The sequence below is a fragment of the Lentibacillus juripiscarius genome, from assembly GCF_042685205.1.
GTDB lineage: Bacteria > Bacillota > Bacilli > Bacillales > Amphibacillaceae > Lentibacillus > Lentibacillus juripiscarius.
Map to the genome: position 1 here is coordinate 1 of NZ_JBHUNA010000017.1, position 17,037 is coordinate 17,037.

General features: G+C 42.0%; 19 protein-coding genes. All 19 read left to right on the forward strand.

What is annotated here, in order from left to right:
* Window positions 1–52: 52 nt before the first annotated feature.
* The 19 genes from ACFSUO_RS07345 (at window position 53) to ACFSUO_RS07435 (ending at window position 17,037) form a co-directional block, all read left to right on the forward strand.
* Complete coding sequence (locus ACFSUO_RS07345; protein ID WP_382392597.1) at window positions 53–229, forward strand: hypothetical protein; 177 nt, start codon at window positions 53–55, stop codon at window positions 227–229.
* Between the two features lie 500 nt (window positions 230–729).
* The gene (locus ACFSUO_RS07350; RefSeq protein ID WP_068446700.1) at window positions 730–912 is read left to right on the forward strand and encodes a hypothetical protein; all 183 of its coding nucleotides are present in this window, start codon (window positions 730–732) and stop codon (window positions 910–912) included.
* A 208-nt stretch (window positions 913–1,120) separates the two neighbouring features.
* A complete protein-coding gene (locus ACFSUO_RS07355) occupies window positions 1,121–1,330 on the forward strand; it encodes a helix-turn-helix transcriptional regulator (protein ID WP_449280319.1) in 210 nt (69 codons plus the stop codon).
* Between the two features lie 14 nt (window positions 1,331–1,344).
* Entirely contained in the window at window positions 1,345–1,719 is a 375-nt protein-coding gene (locus ACFSUO_RS07360; protein WP_382392602.1) for a permease, read from the forward strand.
* Window positions 1,720–1,733: 14 nt separating this feature from the next.
* A complete protein-coding gene (locus ACFSUO_RS07365; protein ID WP_382392604.1) occupies window positions 1,734–1,919 on the forward strand; it encodes a DUF3976 domain-containing protein in 186 nt (61 codons plus the stop codon).
* 252 nt (window positions 1,920–2,171) lie between these two features.
* Window positions 2,172–2,507: a hypothetical protein gene (locus ACFSUO_RS07370; RefSeq protein WP_382392606.1), complete on the forward strand. Its 336-nt coding sequence runs from the start codon at window positions 2,172–2,174 to the stop codon at window positions 2,505–2,507.
* Window positions 2,508–2,690: 183 nt separating this feature from the next.
* On the forward strand, window positions 2,691–3,533 hold the full coding sequence (locus tag ACFSUO_RS07375) for a tyrosine-type recombinase/integrase (RefSeq protein WP_382392608.1): 843 nt from the start codon (window positions 2,691–2,693) through the stop codon (window positions 3,531–3,533).
* Between the two features lie 145 nt (window positions 3,534–3,678).
* On the forward strand, window positions 3,679–3,942 hold the full coding sequence (locus ACFSUO_RS07380; protein ID WP_382392610.1) for a hypothetical protein: 264 nt from the start codon (window positions 3,679–3,681) through the stop codon (window positions 3,940–3,942).
* On the forward strand, window positions 3,929–4,276 hold the full coding sequence (locus ACFSUO_RS07385; protein WP_382392612.1) for a type II toxin-antitoxin system RelE/ParE family toxin: 348 nt from the start codon (window positions 3,929–3,931) through the stop codon (window positions 4,274–4,276). Before ACFSUO_RS07380 ends, ACFSUO_RS07385 begins: the two co-directional genes overlap by 14 nt.
* 46 nt (window positions 4,277–4,322) lie before the next feature.
* The gene (locus ACFSUO_RS07390) at window positions 4,323–4,505 is read left to right on the forward strand and encodes a hypothetical protein (RefSeq protein ID WP_382392614.1); all 183 of its coding nucleotides are present in this window, start codon (window positions 4,323–4,325) and stop codon (window positions 4,503–4,505) included.
* A gap of 573 nt (window positions 4,506–5,078) precedes the next feature.
* Window positions 5,079–5,660 (forward strand): TetR/AcrR family transcriptional regulator, encoded by a 582-nt coding sequence (locus ACFSUO_RS07395; RefSeq protein ID WP_382392777.1) that lies wholly within the window; start codon window positions 5,079–5,081, stop codon window positions 5,658–5,660.
* 112 nt (window positions 5,661–5,772) lie between these two features.
* A complete protein-coding gene (locus ACFSUO_RS07400) occupies window positions 5,773–6,915 on the forward strand; it encodes an acyl-CoA dehydrogenase family protein (RefSeq protein ID WP_382392616.1) in 1,143 nt (380 codons plus the stop codon).
* A gap of 28 nt (window positions 6,916–6,943) precedes the next feature.
* Window positions 6,944–8,593: an AMP-binding protein gene (locus ACFSUO_RS07405; RefSeq protein WP_382392618.1), complete on the forward strand. Its 1,650-nt coding sequence runs from the start codon at window positions 6,944–6,946 to the stop codon at window positions 8,591–8,593.
* Window positions 8,590–9,945 (forward strand): acetyl-CoA carboxylase biotin carboxylase subunit, encoded by a 1,356-nt coding sequence (locus ACFSUO_RS07410; RefSeq protein ID WP_382392620.1) that lies wholly within the window; start codon window positions 8,590–8,592, stop codon window positions 9,943–9,945. The genes ACFSUO_RS07405 and ACFSUO_RS07410 overlap by 4 nt, the downstream gene beginning before the upstream one ends.
* A 12-nt stretch (window positions 9,946–9,957) precedes the next feature.
* Window positions 9,958–10,173 carry an acetyl-CoA carboxylase biotin carboxyl carrier protein subunit gene (locus tag ACFSUO_RS07415; RefSeq protein ID WP_382392622.1) on the forward strand — a complete coding sequence of 72 codons (216 nt, stop codon included), beginning with the start codon at window positions 9,958–9,960 and terminating at the stop codon, window positions 10,171–10,173.
* An 83-nt stretch (window positions 10,174–10,256) separates the two neighbouring features.
* On the forward strand, window positions 10,257–11,039 hold the full coding sequence (locus ACFSUO_RS07420; protein ID WP_382392624.1) for an enoyl-CoA hydratase-related protein: 783 nt from the start codon (window positions 10,257–10,259) through the stop codon (window positions 11,037–11,039).
* Between the two features lie 18 nt (window positions 11,040–11,057).
* Window positions 11,058–12,587 carry an acyl-CoA carboxylase subunit beta gene (locus ACFSUO_RS07425; RefSeq protein ID WP_382392626.1) on the forward strand — a complete coding sequence of 510 codons (1,530 nt, stop codon included), beginning with the start codon at window positions 11,058–11,060 and terminating at the stop codon, window positions 12,585–12,587.
* Between the two features lie 265 nt (window positions 12,588–12,852).
* Window positions 12,853–13,320 carry a CBS domain-containing protein gene (locus ACFSUO_RS07430; RefSeq protein ID WP_382392628.1) on the forward strand — a complete coding sequence of 156 codons (468 nt, stop codon included), beginning with the start codon at window positions 12,853–12,855 and terminating at the stop codon, window positions 13,318–13,320.
* Between the two features lie 75 nt (window positions 13,321–13,395).
* Window positions 13,396–17,037, forward strand: coding sequence for a dynamin family protein (locus ACFSUO_RS07435; RefSeq protein WP_382392630.1), 3,642 nt, complete (start codon window positions 13,396–13,398; stop codon window positions 17,035–17,037).

A 17,037-nucleotide genomic window follows, 5' to 3' on the forward strand; every position in this document is an offset into this window, starting at 1 on the left:
GAAGGCCAAAAGAACATCCTGTTTTAAAGTTAAAAGGACTTAGTTTGGAAGTATGAATAATTCAGGTTTAGATTCTTCTGTTGATATGGATAAGCAAGTAAAAGGTTTTGCTGAACAAGACGTTGCGCCCTTAGTCAAAGTTTATGAGTCAGCTACAAGTGACTTTGGGGAATTAACACTGTATAAAGAATTTAAATTCAAGGAATATGAGTGTGATTGTGAACAGTAGCACGTTATTCCAGAATAGGGCGCTTATCGCGAATAAGGTAAGTGCCACTTTTTATAGAAAAAAGATTGAGTTAATTCTTGGAATTTGAAATAATTGGTATCAAGTTAAAGGGCTATATTGTGTAGGAATCAGTTATTCTTGGAATTAGTTTTTATACTATAATATTAAGAAAGGAGAGTTTAAATATGTCTGATATGTCTTTATTTATCATTATCATAGCAGCTATGGTTATATGGGTTGCGGTGTCCCGTGAGACTGTAAAACCTTCAAAAGAGATAAACTGGCGAAAAACAATAACTTTAATGTCCACAGGTTCTTTACTAACACTAATCTTGATGATTTCACTCTTTCAAGAAGTTCCATTTTTAAAATAGTGCTTGTTTAAGTTGCCACAAAAGGGCGCAAGAAGGGAATAATAATTACGACTTTTCTTGGCTTATCGGGCCATTAAATAATGTTGGTTATGACGTCCAAGTTGAAGGAAAAAGGGGGTGTAATAATTGAACTGGGCAGTACTAAAAGACGCAAAATGGTGGTCATTAACAGCAACGTCTTTATTATTAGGGGTTATTGGCATAGTGTTGGCGGTATACAATAATAGCTACTGGGCGTATTTTGTTATTATTTCAGCAATATTCACGCTTTTAGGCTCGAATAGAGGAGATCAATTAACGGGTTTGTAAAGCAAACGGGCGCTTTTCCCTAGTAAGGATTAGCGCCATCCTGGATTAATAAGTTTTGATAAGACTACGAAAAACAGCGCAATTCCACGACTGGGACTGCGCTGTTTTTTGATGTCCTCCACGGATAAAGTGTGAAGTTCACTTGACGTACAACAAACTTTACATTATGATAATAATAAAGATGAATTTGACAGAAGGAATGAGCCAATTGAAAAACATTTTGAAAGACCTAAGGAAAGAATACGGTTATTCCCAAGATGGTCTTGCTGAGAAATTGGGTGTTTCCCGACAGACCGTAATATCCATCGAGAAGGGCAAATACAATCCTTCTTTGCCACTTGCATTACTTATTAGTCAAATCTTCAATACAACAGTTGAGAGGATTTTCTTTTTAGAGGAAGACGATCTAAAAAAATAAATGGGGTGATAGAAATGGGTTATCGGAAGGCTTACCTCTTTTTTGGTTGTATTTTTATTATTTTTGGAGGATTTCATACAACAATATATATCATTGCTGAAGAAACCTTTCCAGTGATGGGGTATACGTATATTGCCTTAATCATTATGTGTTTTTGTTTAAGCTACCTTGCCCCACAATTTCAAAGAAATGATGAACGGACGAAATTCATTAGGCATAAAGCAATGTTATATTCTTTTTTCTCAATCATCGTTTATTTAATTGTTCTAATGGCTCTTCTTAATTTGAATGTTATTGCTTTATCGGCGTTACAAGTAGTTAGTCTTTTGCTTGCTTTGTCGTTTATTACGGTCTTTCTTTCAATGGTTACTTTGTCAAAACTTTATTAAAGGAGCAAAAATTTATGGAATATTTTTTTCCTGTTGCATCAGTTATTTCCTTTATTGTTCTTTTTCTTTTAATTCGTAAAGACAAGAACGAAGATGGTTCATTAACCAAAAAAGGATGGAAAAAGTTCTGGGCTGCCCTTATAGTTCTTTTTCTTGCATCAATTGCATTTTTATTTATTTCAGATTTTGTTGTGGATTAACTCTATTAATCAGGAGTATAGCGTATTCCAGAATAGGGCGCTGTTCCGGAATAAAAGCAGCTTCCAAATTACCATTGTAGAGCCAGTTTGCGAAAAAAGAATATCGTCATTTGTTCAGTTTAAAAGGGGGATGAGAGAATGTCTGAAACGCAATAAGTGAAGACGCTTTTTCTTCTTCTAGTAAAGTGAAATAATAGCAAGTAAGGTAATATTTTAAAGAGTGAATTGAGTAAGATTTAAAGGATGGTTTTGATGAAAAATCATATAAAGGTGAATGGAAGGCTTCTTCAGACAAACAAACGTTTTAAACAATTGAAAGAGAGTCAAAAGAATTGGATTGTTCCTGAGCTTTATAATCTTTATCACAAAAAAATGGAGGAAATACGTACAACAAGAAAACTTCCTCCACACCATCGTGATACGGTTATTTCATCTCTATATGAACAGATTAGGGATAGAGAAATATGGATTCCCTATGATGAAGTCAAAAAATACACCTTTGGTAAAACCGCAAAGATGGTAAAATCGTTTAAGAAACAATTTCCTGAGCTGAGTAAAGAAATAGAAGCCGAGCACGCTAAAAAATAGAATGAATTTTGCATGCTGTTTAAAAAAGGCAGGCTATTGTTAAGTCCACTGTTCCGAACAGAAAATTTCGTGATTACTCAAGGATTTTATTTTGTTATACATTTCGATTGTTGAATAAAGATTATGTAAAAAGACCATACTAGAATCAAATTAATTGATTCATAGTATGGGAGCGTGAAATATATGTTGCTGTCGGAAGCATGGGAAAAGTACCAGTCCGATAAAAAAATCGAGGGTTATTCTCCTCTTACTTTGAAGATGTATGGCTTTCAACGTGATCTTTTACAGCGTTATTTCGGTGATATCAGAATGAGTGATACTACAACGGAAAATCTAAAACAATACTTGGGCGAAGCTGGAGGACATTTAAAACCATCTAGTTTGGGGCATCGAGTACGATTTATTAAGTCGTTGTTTAAATGGACACATGAGGAAGGTTTTATTGTAAAAAATCCAGCTGCCAAATTAAAAGAGCCTAAGTTAGGTAAGCGAATTCCAAAGTTTCTTTCCGAACATGAAATTGAACATCTTCGAGAAGGATGTCATACATCGATGGAGAATGCTTTGTTTGAATTTTTTTATTCGACTGGCTGCCGGATAGGAGAAGTTGCGAAATTAAACCGAGACGATATTAATTTCGCAGGAAACTCAGTAATAGTACATGGTAAAGGTGATAAGGAAAGAGAAGTTTACTTTAATATACGATGTGCGATTTGGTTAAAAAGGTATTTAGATGAACGTGAGGATGACGAACCCTGTTTATTTGTCACAGAGCGTAAACCCATAAGACGTATGAGTGTAGATACTTTGAGATACATTATTAAACGTATTTCTAATCGTGCTGGAATCAAACAAACAATTCACCCCCACCAATTACGTCACAGTTATGCTACACACATGGTAGATAACGGTGCTCCCCTTGAAGTAATTCAGAGCCTTCTTGGTCATGAAAAGAGTGAAACAACCAGGATTTATGCTCATCTCAGCGGGAAATTAAGACATGATTTCTATAGCAAATATTTTTAAAGGGAAAAGCGCATATTCCTGTATGGCAAGAAAGGGATTCAAAAACTGTTACCTTCCTAGTTTAAATGATGCAATGATGTTCCGGAACCTCATTACTGTGTTATAATAGAGGAAATTAAAAACGTAACTTTTGAGGTGATCGATAATGAGACCGTTAAGCAAAAATGCAAAGGAAGAGCTAGCAAATGCCATGAATAATCAAAATTCAGCGATGTTTGTTGTCGATGGAAAACTAATCTCTTTAGAGGCACATGATTCACCTTCCAAGGATGAAGACCCCGATAATTTGGCACAGGAAATCGAAGAGTACCCGGAATTAAAGAAATCACTGCAACGTTTTCTTGACAATCCGGATATGAGACGCTATACCGCAGAAGAGTTAAAGGAGTCACGGCATGACAGAAGATAACCGGAAGTTCTCGGTTTATTTTACAGAAGAGTTTAACAAGAGCTTGGATCAAATCCAAGCTTTCTTTTCGGAGCAAGGAGAAGATGTGCTTGAATGGTGGTTTACTAAAGAAGATAACATGATTGATGAAATCGATCAACTGTTATCTTCTTTTCCATATGCTGGAAAGATGGTTGAACAGGGACCTTTTAAAGGTTTGCGTTGTCTTACATACGGAAAAAGCCGTCACCGAATGTTAAATTATTTGATTTTTTATGCAGTTTATGAAAAAGATTACGAGATTGATGTCATTAATATTTTGCCCGCACGTTCAAAGCGGAAGCGGAAAAAATAGTTCCCGAATAGGGCCAGATTGTTCAAAACTGTAAGGGGGTTTTGAAGTGAGACCATTAGGGTGGATAACGGTAGGATTTTTAGTAATCGGACTTATTTTTTATGTTTATCTGCAGTTTTTCACAGAATTGACGACTCAAGGAAAAGCTTGGTTTATTTTAGGTACTGGAGTTTGGGGAGCAATGTGTGTTATGTTAACTGCTTGGTCATTTCTTGACTATTATAAATAAACTTAGTATTTATTCCAAAAAAGGGCGCGATTTTTGAACATCAAAAGCTTAATTCCTCGCCAAAAACAGGGAGGAATTAGGTTTTTTATTCTACGTTATTTTAAATTTCCCAATTGGTAAATACGGCGGCAACAGGTGATAAGTTCTGCGGCAGAAATACACTGCTAGCGAAGGCAATAATCCTCGAAAATACAAACCAATTTTCTCACGAAGATGTAAAGCTGCCGAAGCATTCCTTGTCCTATGGGAACAGCACGCGCCCGAAGACCCCGGATTAAGCGTTTTTTGCTTCCGAGGAGTCCGTGCCCATGGAAAGCGACGAGCGAAACATCCACCGAGTAAGCTGCGAGTTGCGAGGGAGTGCTGTTTCACGGAAAAACTTGCAACACGACGAGCACCAAAGTATATTGCCGGAGCGGTGTCACAGGACTCAATATTTTACAGTTACATCGCAGTTTATAGAAACTGATAAGTAAGGTTTCATCCTAGCAAAAAACACTTTATATTTTCTGAAAAAAGTGATAGACTGTTTGGTAGCAGGAAGGAGGGTTCAGAACGAATTTACGGAAAAAAATCATCGATGAGTCCCTGATCTTATTTGAAAAACATGGATTCCACGGTGTCACAGTCAATCAAATTGTTCGTAACACCGGAACCTCCAAGGGAGGCTTTTATCACCATTTCACGTCCAAAGACGAATTGCTTTTTGTCATTCATGACGAATTTATAACATATGTATTGGAGAAGGCAACCACTGCCAATGAAATGTATGAATGCCCAACCGAAAAACTGCAGGCAATCGTAAAGGAATTCGTGAAGGTGTTTGACCTGTACAAAGCACATATTTCCGTCTTTTACCAGGAGCATATCTATTTAAAACCGCATTACGAAACATTAATCAATGAGAAGCGGGACCGTTTCAAAGAGCTGATGGTTGGTACCGTCCGGGAGGGAAAGGAAGCGGGTGCATTCCGCCACGATCTTGCTGAAGAAATAACGGCAATGGCTATTCTTGGAATGGTTAACTGGACGTATAAATGGTATAAACCATCTGGTCCTAAATCAATTGATGAAATTGGATCTATTTTTGTCGACTTAATATTGCATGCTGTACTGGAAAAGGACACAATGGATACAGTCCCAATCGATACATAACGGGAAAGCAGTGGGCATAAGCACTTAAGCGGGGAAACGACGGTTGTATATATTTTTTATTGCCATTACAGACCAACCAGTCGGTCTCTTGAATGAACAGAGGGGGTTTGACATGAATTTTGAATTGACGAAAGAGCAGGCTATGATTCAAAAAATGGTCCGGGATTTTGCACAGGAGGTTATCCAGCCGCGAGCCATTGAAATCGATAAAGAAGCCTCATTTCCGCTCGATATATTTGAGCAAATGGGGGAGTTGGGGCTTTTGGGAATTCCATTTCCTGAAGAATATGGCGGTTCCGGCGGTGATACACTTTCGTATGCCATAGCTGTCGAAGAAGTCGGGAGAGTATGCGGAAGTACCGGTCTCAGCTTTGCGGCGGCGGTATCCCTTGGAGCAAGTCCTATTCACTATTTTGGAACCAAGGAACAAAAGGAAACGTTTCTGACGCCGATGGCAGAAGGGAAAGCACTTGGTTCGTTCGGGCTGACGGAACCGAATGCAGGATCAGACGCTGGCGGGACAAAAACGACAGCTGTTGTAGATGGCAATGACTACATTATCAATGGTGAAAAATGTTTTATCACCAATGCGAACTATGCGAAGACGATTATTGTAACCGCTGTCACCGGCAAGGACAACCGGGGGAAAAATATCATTTCTGCGATTATCGTCCCGGCGGATGCAGAAGGGCTCACCACTACGGGCAATTATGACAAGATGGGGGTACGCGGTTCTGATACAGCGGAAATTGTACTGGACAATGTCCGTGTACCGAAAGAAAACCTGCTGGGTGACCCTGAAAAAGGATTTAAGCAATTTCTGCATACACTGGATGGCGGCCGCATTTCAATCGCCGCCCTTGGACTGGGCATTGCGCAGGCGTCGCTTGATAGAGCGCTTGAATACGCACAGGAACGGCAGCAGTTTGGCAAACCTATTGCGAAATTGCAGGCTATTCAATTCAAACTTGCCGATATGTCTATGGAAGTGGAGCTTGCCCGCAACATGGTTTATAAAGCGGCCTGGCTGAAGGACAATGATAAGCCGTTTTCTAAGGAAGCTGCATATGCAAAATTGTATGCAACAGAAACTGCATTCCGGGCAGCTAATCAGGCAATCCAGATTCATGGCGGGTACGGATATATGCGGGAGTACGAAGTGGAACGGTACTTGCGTGATGCGAAACTGCTTGAAATTGGGGAAGGGACCTCGGAAATACAGCGCATGGTGATTGCAAGGCACCTGGGCTGCTAATAAAACTATTATTGAGGGGAGAAGTTTCATGACGTTACTGAACCTGACCGTGGGAGAACTGCTGGAAGAGCAAGTGAAGATGTATCCGCATCAGGAAGCAATCGTCTATCCAGAATTAAACCTGCGCAAAACGTATACCGAATTCAATGAAATGGTCAACCAGGCAGCGAAGGGGCTTATGTCGCTTGGGATTGAAAAGGGAGAGAATGTTGCCATTTGGGCAGATAATAGGCCGGAATGGATCACGTCACAGTTTGCAACGGGCAAGATGGGGGCAGTGCTCGTTACTGTTAATACAAACTACCAGGCGCAGGAACTCGAATATCTGCTGAAACAATCGGAATCTACGACACTCATCCTTGCTGAGTCCTATAAAGGCACGTCGTATATTGATATTTTAAAAGAGGTATGTCCAGAATTCGAGCATAGCGAAAAAGGAAACTTGCAGTCGGCGAACCTACCTTTCCTGAAAAACATTATCGTATTAAGTGATGATGATTATCCGAATGCACACACCTGGAAAGAAGTCATGACCAAAGGGAGCACCATCACAGAAGAGGAACTTGCAGGACGGCAACAGACGCTCGAACCGAAAGAAGTTATCAATATGCAGTACACGTCTGGAACAACCGGGTTTCCAAAAGGGGTAATGCTGACACATCACAATATCGTCAATAACGGAAACAAAATAGCTGACTGTATGAAGCTGACAGCGGATGACCGTCTCTGTATACCGGTGCCATTCTTCCATTGTTTCGGATGCGTGCTGGGTGTGCTTGCAGCGGCATCGAAAGGAACGACGATGGTTATTTTGGAACAGTTCGAGGCAGAAAAAGTCATGAAAGCTGTTTCCGAAGAAAAATGTACTGGACTGCACGGTGTACCAACCATGTTCATTGCCGAACTGAATCATCCAAACTTTTCGAAATATGATTTCTCCCATTTGCGCACAGGTATTATGGCTGGTTCCACCTGCCCAATTGAGGTGATGAACGATGTCATGAACAAAATGGGCGCCAGCGAAATAACGATAGCTTATGGACAGACGGAATCGTCCCCGGTTATTACACAGACAAGAACAGATGACCCGGTCGAACTGCGTGCAACAACCGTTGGAAAAGTCCACTCAAATGTGGAGGTCAAAATTGTCGCACCTGGTACCAATGAGGAACAGGAAGCAGGTGTGCCGGGTGAATTGTGCACGCGTGGCTATCATATTATGAAAGGCTACTATAATAATCCCGAAGCAACCGATACGGCCATTGACAGTGATGGCTGGCTGCATACCGGAGACTTGGCAGTTATGGATGAAAACGGCTACGTACAAATTACGGGTCGTATGAAGGATATGATCATCCGCGGCGGTGAAAATATTTATCCGCGTGAGATTGAAGAATTTCTCTATCAGCATCCAGCTGTTCTTGATGTCCAGGTCGTTGGCATACCAGATAAAAAATATGGGGAAGAAATCATGGCCTGGATCATTCTAAAGGATGGAGTGACTGCCACGGAGGATGACATCCGGTCGTTTTGTGATGGGAATGTCTCAAGACACAAAATTCCAAAGCACATCAAATTCACTGATGAGTACCCGGCTACCGCCAGTGGTAAAATCCAGAAGTATAAATTGCGGGAGTATGCGACGGAGGCACTGCAAAATCAGGGAGGAAAACAATGATAAAAAAGATAGTTGTAGCGAATCGCGGGGAGATTGCAGCTCGAATTATCCGCACATGTAAAAAACTAGATATTGAAACTGTTGCCGTGTATTCAGAAGCGGATCAGAAAGCTCCATTTGTTTCGATGGCGGATGAAAGTTATTTGCTTGGACCTTCCCGTGTCCAGGAAAGTTACCTGAACGCTGAAAAAATTATTTCCCTTGCTGAAAAAGCGGGGGCAGATGCCATTCATCCGGGATACGGCTTTTTGAGTGAAAACAGCCAATTTGCCAATAAATGCCAGGGTGCAGGGCTTGTATTTATTGGCCCTTCCAGCCGGGTTATGGAACAAATGGGGAATAAAATCGCAGCGCGCAAAGCAATGAAAAATGCCGGGGTTCCAATTGTACCAGGAACGGATGAGGCTGTTGCTAACGTGGAAGAAGCAAAAGAAATAGCGGAATCAATCGGCTATCCCATCATGCTGAAAGCTGCTTCGGGCGGTGGCGGCATTGGCATGCAAGTGGTCCAATCGGATGAAGAGCTGGAAAAAGCATTCGACAGCAATGCGAGGCGGGCACAGACTTTTTTCGGTGATGGTGCCATGTTTATGGAGAAAAAACTGGAAAATGCCAGACATATCGAGATACAGCTATTGGCAGACCATCACGGGAATACAGTTCATTTATTTGAACGTGAATGTTCGATCCAGCGCCGCAATCAGAAAGTGATAGAGGAAGCACCTTCTCCATTTATTTCTGAATCTACACGCCAGGAGATGGGTGAATCAGCTATCAGAGCGGCAAAAGCTTTACATTATACTAATGCAGGAACGATAGAGTTTATCGTTGATGAGCATGAAAATTTCTACTTTCTGGAGATGAATACAAGGGTTCAGGTCGAACATCCAGTGACAGAGGAAGTGACTGGACTAGATATCGTTGAGCAGCAGATTGCCATTGCCAACGGAGAAAAACTTGCTTATAAACAGCCGGATATCGTACGGGATGGGCATGCAATCGAGGCAAGAATTTACGCGGAGGATCCGGAAACGTTTTTCCCTTCGCCGGGACACATTTCTGCATTTGAGCTACCGGATGGCGAGAACATCCGTAATGAAACAGCTGTCAAAGCTGATTTTACGGTTACACCATTCTATGACCCGATGATCGGCAAACTGATTGTCTGGGGCGCAGACAGAAACAAGGCAATTGCAGCCCTGAAACAGGCACTATTGAACTATAAGGTAGAAGGAATTAAAACCAATATTCCAATGCTAGTGGAAGTGGCAGATCATAGCCAGTTTCAAAACGGAAATACAACGACAGCATTTATCGACAATTATTACTTGCCAATGATGAAAACAAACTAGGAGGTTATGAAAATGACAGAAATTAAAGCATCGATGGCCGGAAGTGTATGGAAAATAGCAGTCAGTGAGGGGGAAACCGTTGAAGAGGATCAAGATGTCGTTATTTTGGAATCTATGAAAATGGAGATACCAATTCCGGCTGAATCGGATGGAACGGTGAAAGAATTAAAAGTTGCAGAAGGTGATTTTGTGAACGAAGGAGACGTTATTGCCATTCTGGAATCATAATGTACTTTTTCTGATTGCCCGGAAACCTCTTCTTATGGAGACAGTACGGGCATTTGCAGTGCTACTTTGAAAGGAGGATGTATGTGGCCTCACTGATCGACTTTCGTGTGAAAGAAGAACATATTGCCGTCCTGATTCTTAACAGGCCCGAAGCGATGAATGCTTTGTCAGGACCGCTTCTTGATGAGCTGAATCAGTATATTGAAACGATTGATAATGATGACAACATCCGTACAACCATCATAACTGGTACTGGTGAAAAAGCATTTTGTGCTGGTGCTGACCTGAAAGAACGGAAAGGGATGACGGATAAGCAAGTAGTAGCGGCTGTGGACAAGATTGGTGAGACGGTCAGAAATGTTGAAAACATGAAGATGCCTGTCATCGCAGCTATAAATGGTGCCGCATTTGGCGGTGGACTAGAACTGGCACTTGCCTGCGATATCAGGATCGCTGCAGCTGGTGCTAAAATGGGACTGACCGAAACATCGCTTGCTATTATTCCAGGGGCAGGCGGCACCCAACGTCTTAGCAGGCTAATAGGTACCGGGCACGCCAAAAAACTGATATTCTCTGCAAAACCGGTGATCGCGGAAGAAGCATTGCAGCTGGGGCTTGCTGAAGAAACTGCCGAACCGGATACATTGCTGAATACTGCCTATGAACTGGCAGCGCAAATCGTCCAAAACGGTCCAGTTGCCTTGAAACAGGCTAAAACTGCCATCAATCAAGGCATGCAGGCGGATATCGACACTGGACTGTCCATAGAACGACTCTGCTATAACGAAACCATTCCGACGGACGATCGTAAAGAGGGACTGCATGCATTTAAAGAAAAACGGTCACCCGTCTACAAAGGAATGTGAAGCAAGGGAGGATACTAGATGACATACAAGGACGAATTACAAAAGAAAACAGAAGAAATCAAAATGGGTGGTAAAGACAAATACCATCAAAAAAATGAAGAAAAAGGAAAACTGTTTGTCCGGAAGCGCCTTGAACTTCTGTTTGACGAGGATATTGATATCGAGGATGCGTTTTTTGCAAACTGTATGGATGGTTCGCTTCCATCAGATGGCGTTGTAACTGGCATTGGTCGGGTAAACGGCCAGGATGTGTGTGTGATGGCAAATGATTCCACTATTAAAGCCGGATCATGGGGCAAACGGACAGTCGAAAAAATTATTCGTATTCAGGAAACTGCGGCAAAACTGGAAATACCGATGCTTTATTTGGTTGACTCAGCAGGTGCACGGATAACGGATCAAGTTGAAATGTTTCCGGGGCGGCGCGGTGCTGGGCGCATTTTCCACAACCAGATTAAATTGTCCGGCCGTGTGCCTCAGGTATGTCTCCTTTTTGGACCATCCGCTGCAGGGGGCGCGTATATCCCAGCTTTCTGTGATATCGTTGTGATGGTAGAAGGGAACGCCTCGATGTATCTGGGTTCACCAAGAATGGCGGAAAAAGTTATTGGTGAAAAGGTAAGCCTTGAAGAAATGGGCGGCGCCAGCATGCATTGTTCTGTTTCGGGTGTCGGTGACGTGCTTGTCAAGACGGAAACAGAAGCAATTGATTATACAAGGCGGTATTTGTCCTATTTTCCAGCTAATTTCAGAAGCAAACCGAATGCAGCAGAAGCCGGTGAAGTGAAATCATTTGAAAAATCGATAACAGAACTTATTCCGGAAAATCAGAATGCCCCATTCAACATGCATGATCTGATCAAACGGATTATTGATGCCGACAGTTTCTGTGAGGTCAAAAAGAAATTCGCACCGGAGTTGATCACAGGTCTGGCAAGGTTGAACGGAAAATCAATCGGAATCATTGCGAATCAGCCACGCATGAAAGGCGGTGTCCTATTCCCGGATTCTGCCGATAAATCTGCGAAATTTATTCAGCTATGTGATGCGTTTAATATCCCGCTCCTGTTCCTGATGGATATTCCAGGATTTATGATTGGCACGAAAGTAGAGCGAGCCGGTATTATCCGCCATGGTGCCAAAATGCTGGCAACGATGAGTGAAGCGACCGTTCCAAAAGTATCTGTCGTCGTCCGAAAAGCTTATGGTGCCGGGCTTTATGCGATGGCCGGCCCTGCTTTTGAGCCTGATGCGTGCCTTGCGCTGCCAACGGCCCAGATTGCAGTCATGGGACCGGAAGCGGCGGTGAACGCGGTTTATGCAAACAAAATTGCCGAGTTGCCGGTGGAGGAACGGCCAGCATTTATAAAAGAAAAGCAGGAAGAATATCAGGATAACATTGATATTTACCGACTAGCCTCAGAAATGGTAATTGATGCTGTTGTTGACCCTGATAAACTTCGGGATGAACTGATTGAGCGTTATCGTATATATGATTCCAAAAATGTTGCATTTACAGATAGAAAACACGGTGTCTATCCCGTGTAGAAGCAGCCCCAGCCATCATGACATGGCTGGGGTATTGTACTGAATCTTTTAGTTTACGATAATCATATTATGTAAACTTAGCTTGGTTAATCCGTTTATTTCAAACTTAAATGGTTCATGATAAGATTAGAATAAGAACTTATAGTGCGTTCAAAAAGGAGGATAAAAAGGTCCGAGAATTTCGATGCGTCATTTTTACCGGACTTTTTGAACAACCTTTATAGTAATTACAGAGACTATCTAGAATCAAATGAGGTGAAGCATAGTGAAAATAAACGAATTTATGATTACCGATGTTATAACAGTACACAAAGACACGAAAATCAAACAACTATTGGAAACCCTCGTGAATAATAAAATTGGTGGTTTCCCAGTAGTGGATGAAGCGAATCGTTTAAAAGGCATGATCAGTGATGGAGATATTATCCGGCATCTGCAGCCAAAAGGACGAACCATTTATGATATGTTTTCGCTTGTCATTGTTAACCAGCAGGAAAACTTCCGAAATAAAATTGAATCCAGTCTTGAACACCGTGCTGAAGACATGATGAAGAAAGATATTTATGCAGTCAGCCCAGACGATGAAATTGAAGAAGCACTGTCCATTTTCTCTAAGCATCATTTCAAGAAAATACCGGTCATCAATGAAGATAAACAGGTTATAGGTGTTGTCAGCCGTGGGGATATCATCCGATTTATTTCCACTCAAATAATTGCTGAAACAACAGACTGACGGGGTGGAAATACTATATTCAAACACGTATAATGGATGGCAGAAGTGTGAATAGAAGGGGAAAAAGACAACGCTATGCAAACAAAAACAGAAAGAAATCGAATCACTGAACAGCACTTGGCCGCCTTTTACCAGCTGTTGCTGGATAACGGTGATACCAATAACGCTGAGAAATTATTAGAAGTATATGAAAAGTGGAGCAAATCGAACCTGATGATTGGTTTTGCTGGCCACTTTTCCGCGGGTAAGTCATCCATGATTGATTACCTGTTGGGGACATCAATATTGCCGAAAAGCCCGATACCGACAAGTGCCAACGTCGTGATGATTCAATCGGGCCATGGGGGCGCACGGCTGTATTTTGATGATGGCACGGTTTCTGCTTATGAGGAACCATATGATATGGATGTGATCAAGGAGTTTGCCCGAACGAAAGGCAATTTGAAAAAGATTGGAATCGATCTTGAGGAATCCATTTTGCCTGAGGGATGTTCGATAATTGATACACCTGGTATTGATGCGGCAGACGATGCTGACCGGCTGATTACCGAATCGTCACTGCATCTTTTGGATGTGCTGTTTTATGTGATGGATTATAATCATGTACAGTCAGAAGTGAATCTTCAATTTTTGACAAAAGTACAGGAATACGGGATACCTGTTTTTATCATTATTAATCAGATAGATAAGCATAACGCTGCCGAATTAGCGTTTGAGGAGTTCACTAAAAAAATTAAACAAACGTTTGATCAATGGAAAATAAGCCCGGAAGCAATCTATTATTCTTCTTTAACGAAAAAAGATTTGCCGGAAAACCAGATTTCTGCCATTAAGTCTAGGCTTTTTTCCCTTATGACAGCAGAGAAACAAGAAGTATATAATATGAAACGTTCACTTGAACAATTAAAAGAAGAACACAAACAATACTTACTGGCAATGCATGAACATGAAGTATCCAGTCAAGGCCTGCAGGAAGCTGAAGCCGGGGAAGATCTCAATGGACGAATGGAACAGGTTAACGAGAAGCTTGTTGAACTAAAGGCTATACCGCAACAAGTAGAAGATGCTTTCCTTCGTGAATTAAATGCAACCTTAAAAAATGCTTATTTGATGCCTGCAGAACTGCGGGAGAAAGCCCGGCTATTTTTAGAAGCTCAGCAAAAAGACTTTAAAGTTGGATTGTTTGGCTCAAAGAAAAAGACGGAAGCAGAACGAATAAGGCGGTCGGATGATTTTCTGGAGGCGCTGCAGAAGAATATGGAAACATCCATTCGTTGGAAACTGCGTGATAAGTGGACGGAATTGCTTAACTATTATGAGCTTCATGATCCGCTGCTTGCAGAACAAGTTCAAAGTATTGCTATTTCCTATGATTCAGCCATGCTTCGCGATCTGATTAAACCGGGTGCAAAAATTACCGGGGATTACGTTCTGAATTATACAGGTGATGTCAGCACAAATGTGAAGCAGAAATTCAAGCGCAAGGCACTAAAGATCTGGGAGACAATCGATAACAAACTGACAGAAGAATTGAATCAAGAGCTGGTAGCATACGAAACGGAATGGCAGAAGCTGGAACAGATGTATGAAACGCAAGAGAATTTGGAAGTGCTGGAACGTCATTTACACGAACGCTGCAGTGAGCTGGAACATGTGCTAAACGATCCGCACCCATCAGCCGAAACACTGGCGAAAATGAACCAAGCGCTTCAAGTACCTTACGAAACGGTGGAACAGCCGGATAGGATAAATCCTGCTCCAAAACCTGCAGAAAGTACGGAACGAACGAATCCTGATGAAGAATCGGAAAAAAAGCCTGCACTTTCAATGGAACGGCTGCTTGACCAGCTAAGCAAAACAATGGATACCATTTCAGAACTGCCCGGTTTTCAGACGCTTGTTCATGACTTGAACCAAAAGTATGAGCGTCTGCACAGCCGCACGTACACCATCGCTTTATTTGGTGCGTTCAGTGCAGGCAAGTCCTCTTTTGCTAATGCATTAATGGGGGAACATGTCCTTCCGGCGTCACCCAATCCCACAACAGCAGTCATTAATCGGATAAACCCGGTGAATGACACGTATGAGCATGGTACGGCGGTTGTGACTATGAAAGATGAATCACTACTGAAAGAAGATATTGAAAAGCTCATCCGTCATTTCACCATACCTGAGGCAAACAGTTTTGATGAATTGCTGCGGTGGATCAGGGAGCAGCGTTTGCATATGCATGATGGTTTAGAAAAAACGAGCAAGGATTTTCTGCATGCCGTACTGGAGGGATACGGCGACATGCATGATAATCTAGCTCAGGAAATTGTCGTTCCAGTAAGTGCACTAAAAGATTACGTGACAAATGAACAAAAAGCTAGTTTCGTAGCATCTGTTGACCTTTACTATGACTGCCCTATCACGCGACAGGGGGTTACACTGGTTGATACACCAGGAGCGGACTCAGTGAATGCACGGCATACGTCGGTTGCGTTTGATTATATTAAATACGCTGACGCGCTTCTTTACGTCACCTATTACAACCATGCTTTTGCGAAAGCAGATAGAGACTTTTTACTGCAGCTTGGTAGGGTGAAAGATTCGTTTCAGAAGGATAAGATGTTTTTTGTCATGAATGCATCTGATCTTGCGGCAGATCAGACGGAACTTGAATCTGTCCGCAGTTATATCGAAGAGCAGCTGATCACTTACGGCATCCGGTTTCCAAAACTATTTTCTATTTCCAGCAAACGATCACTCGATGAAAAAGTGAGTGGAGAACCGCTTAACAAGGAAATGGATCTCTTTGAAGAATCATTCAATCATTTTATTCATGAGGAACTGACGGCCATCACAAAGCAATCGGCTGTAAGGGATATGCACCGGGCGTTGGAGGAAATGCGCCACTATATGGACGCACTGCAATGGGGTGAGGAAGAAAAAGAACAGTTCCATATCTCTTTAAAAACGAAGGAGACGGCTTTAAAACAGCTGGCAGATGAGCTGCACGCAGCGAGTTATACGCAAAAAATCAGCCAGAAGCTGGAAAAACAGCTATATTATGTGCTGGAACGCCTGTCCATTCGTTTCCACGATTTATTTAAAGAAACGTTTAATCCGGCAACGATAACCGAAACCGGCAAGGATGCAATGGAGCAGCTGGAGAATTGTCTGCGAAACCTGCTCAATGACACAGGCTACGAATTGATGCAGGAATTACGGGCAGTTTCTTTAAGGATGGAGGCCTTCATCACTGATTTAACTCAGGAGGCTCATCACTATTATGTGTCGAAGAGCAATGAGGTTGACGCTGCATTTACACTTCCTGATGCCGAAACACCTCAACTCGAGACACCTTTGTACGAACAAGCGTTTCAAAACTTGGGTACACAGACATTCCAGCGTGAACTGAAATTATTTAAAGGAACAAAGGCATTTTTTGCCAAGAATGAGAAAGAAGTGATGAAGGAAGCGTTACTGGAGCGTTTGTTTCCATATGCCGAACAATATATGGATCACTATCACCAGCTAATGCGGGAATCGTACTTGGATCAATGGCATGCAATCATACAGGGGATGCAACAAATGATCCGTCATCACGTGGACAGTTATAGGGACCGGCAAATCGCTATGCTGACCGAACAGCCAGTGGATATGGAAACTCTAAAAGAGAAGGCCCATGCGCTTGAGGCGATGCTGGCAGAATATGAAGGACTGGAGATTTAA

Coding starts and splice junctions, on each gene's coding strand:
- ACFSUO_RS07345 (WP_382392597.1), top strand. CDS start 53: ATGAATAATTCAGGTTTAGATTCTTCTGTTGATATGGATAAGCAAGTA.
- ACFSUO_RS07360 (WP_382392602.1), top strand. CDS start 1,345: ATGGGTTATCGGAAGGCTTACCTCTTTTTTGGTTGTATTTTTATTATT.
- ACFSUO_RS07365 (WP_382392604.1), top strand. CDS start 1,734: ATGGAATATTTTTTTCCTGTTGCATCAGTTATTTCCTTTATTGTTCTT.
- ACFSUO_RS07370 (WP_382392606.1), top strand. CDS start 2,172: ATGAAAAATCATATAAAGGTGAATGGAAGGCTTCTTCAGACAAACAAA.
- ACFSUO_RS07375 (WP_382392608.1), top strand. CDS start 2,691: ATGTTGCTGTCGGAAGCATGGGAAAAGTACCAGTCCGATAAAAAAATC.
- ACFSUO_RS07380 (WP_382392610.1), top strand. CDS start 3,679: ATGAGACCGTTAAGCAAAAATGCAAAGGAAGAGCTAGCAAATGCCATG.
- ACFSUO_RS07385 (WP_382392612.1), top strand. CDS start 3,929: ATGACAGAAGATAACCGGAAGTTCTCGGTTTATTTTACAGAAGAGTTT.
- ACFSUO_RS07400 (WP_382392616.1), top strand. CDS start 5,773: ATGAATTTTGAATTGACGAAAGAGCAGGCTATGATTCAAAAAATGGTC.
- ACFSUO_RS07405 (WP_382392618.1), top strand. CDS start 6,944: ATGACGTTACTGAACCTGACCGTGGGAGAACTGCTGGAAGAGCAAGTG.
- ACFSUO_RS07410 (WP_382392620.1), top strand. CDS start 8,590: ATGATAAAAAAGATAGTTGTAGCGAATCGCGGGGAGATTGCAGCTCGA.
- ACFSUO_RS07415 (WP_382392622.1), top strand. CDS start 9,958: ATGACAGAAATTAAAGCATCGATGGCCGGAAGTGTATGGAAAATAGCA.
- ACFSUO_RS07425 (WP_382392626.1), top strand. CDS start 11,058: ATGACATACAAGGACGAATTACAAAAGAAAACAGAAGAAATCAAAATG.
- ACFSUO_RS07435 (WP_382392630.1), top strand. CDS start 13,396: ATGCAAACAAAAACAGAAAGAAATCGAATCACTGAACAGCACTTGGCC.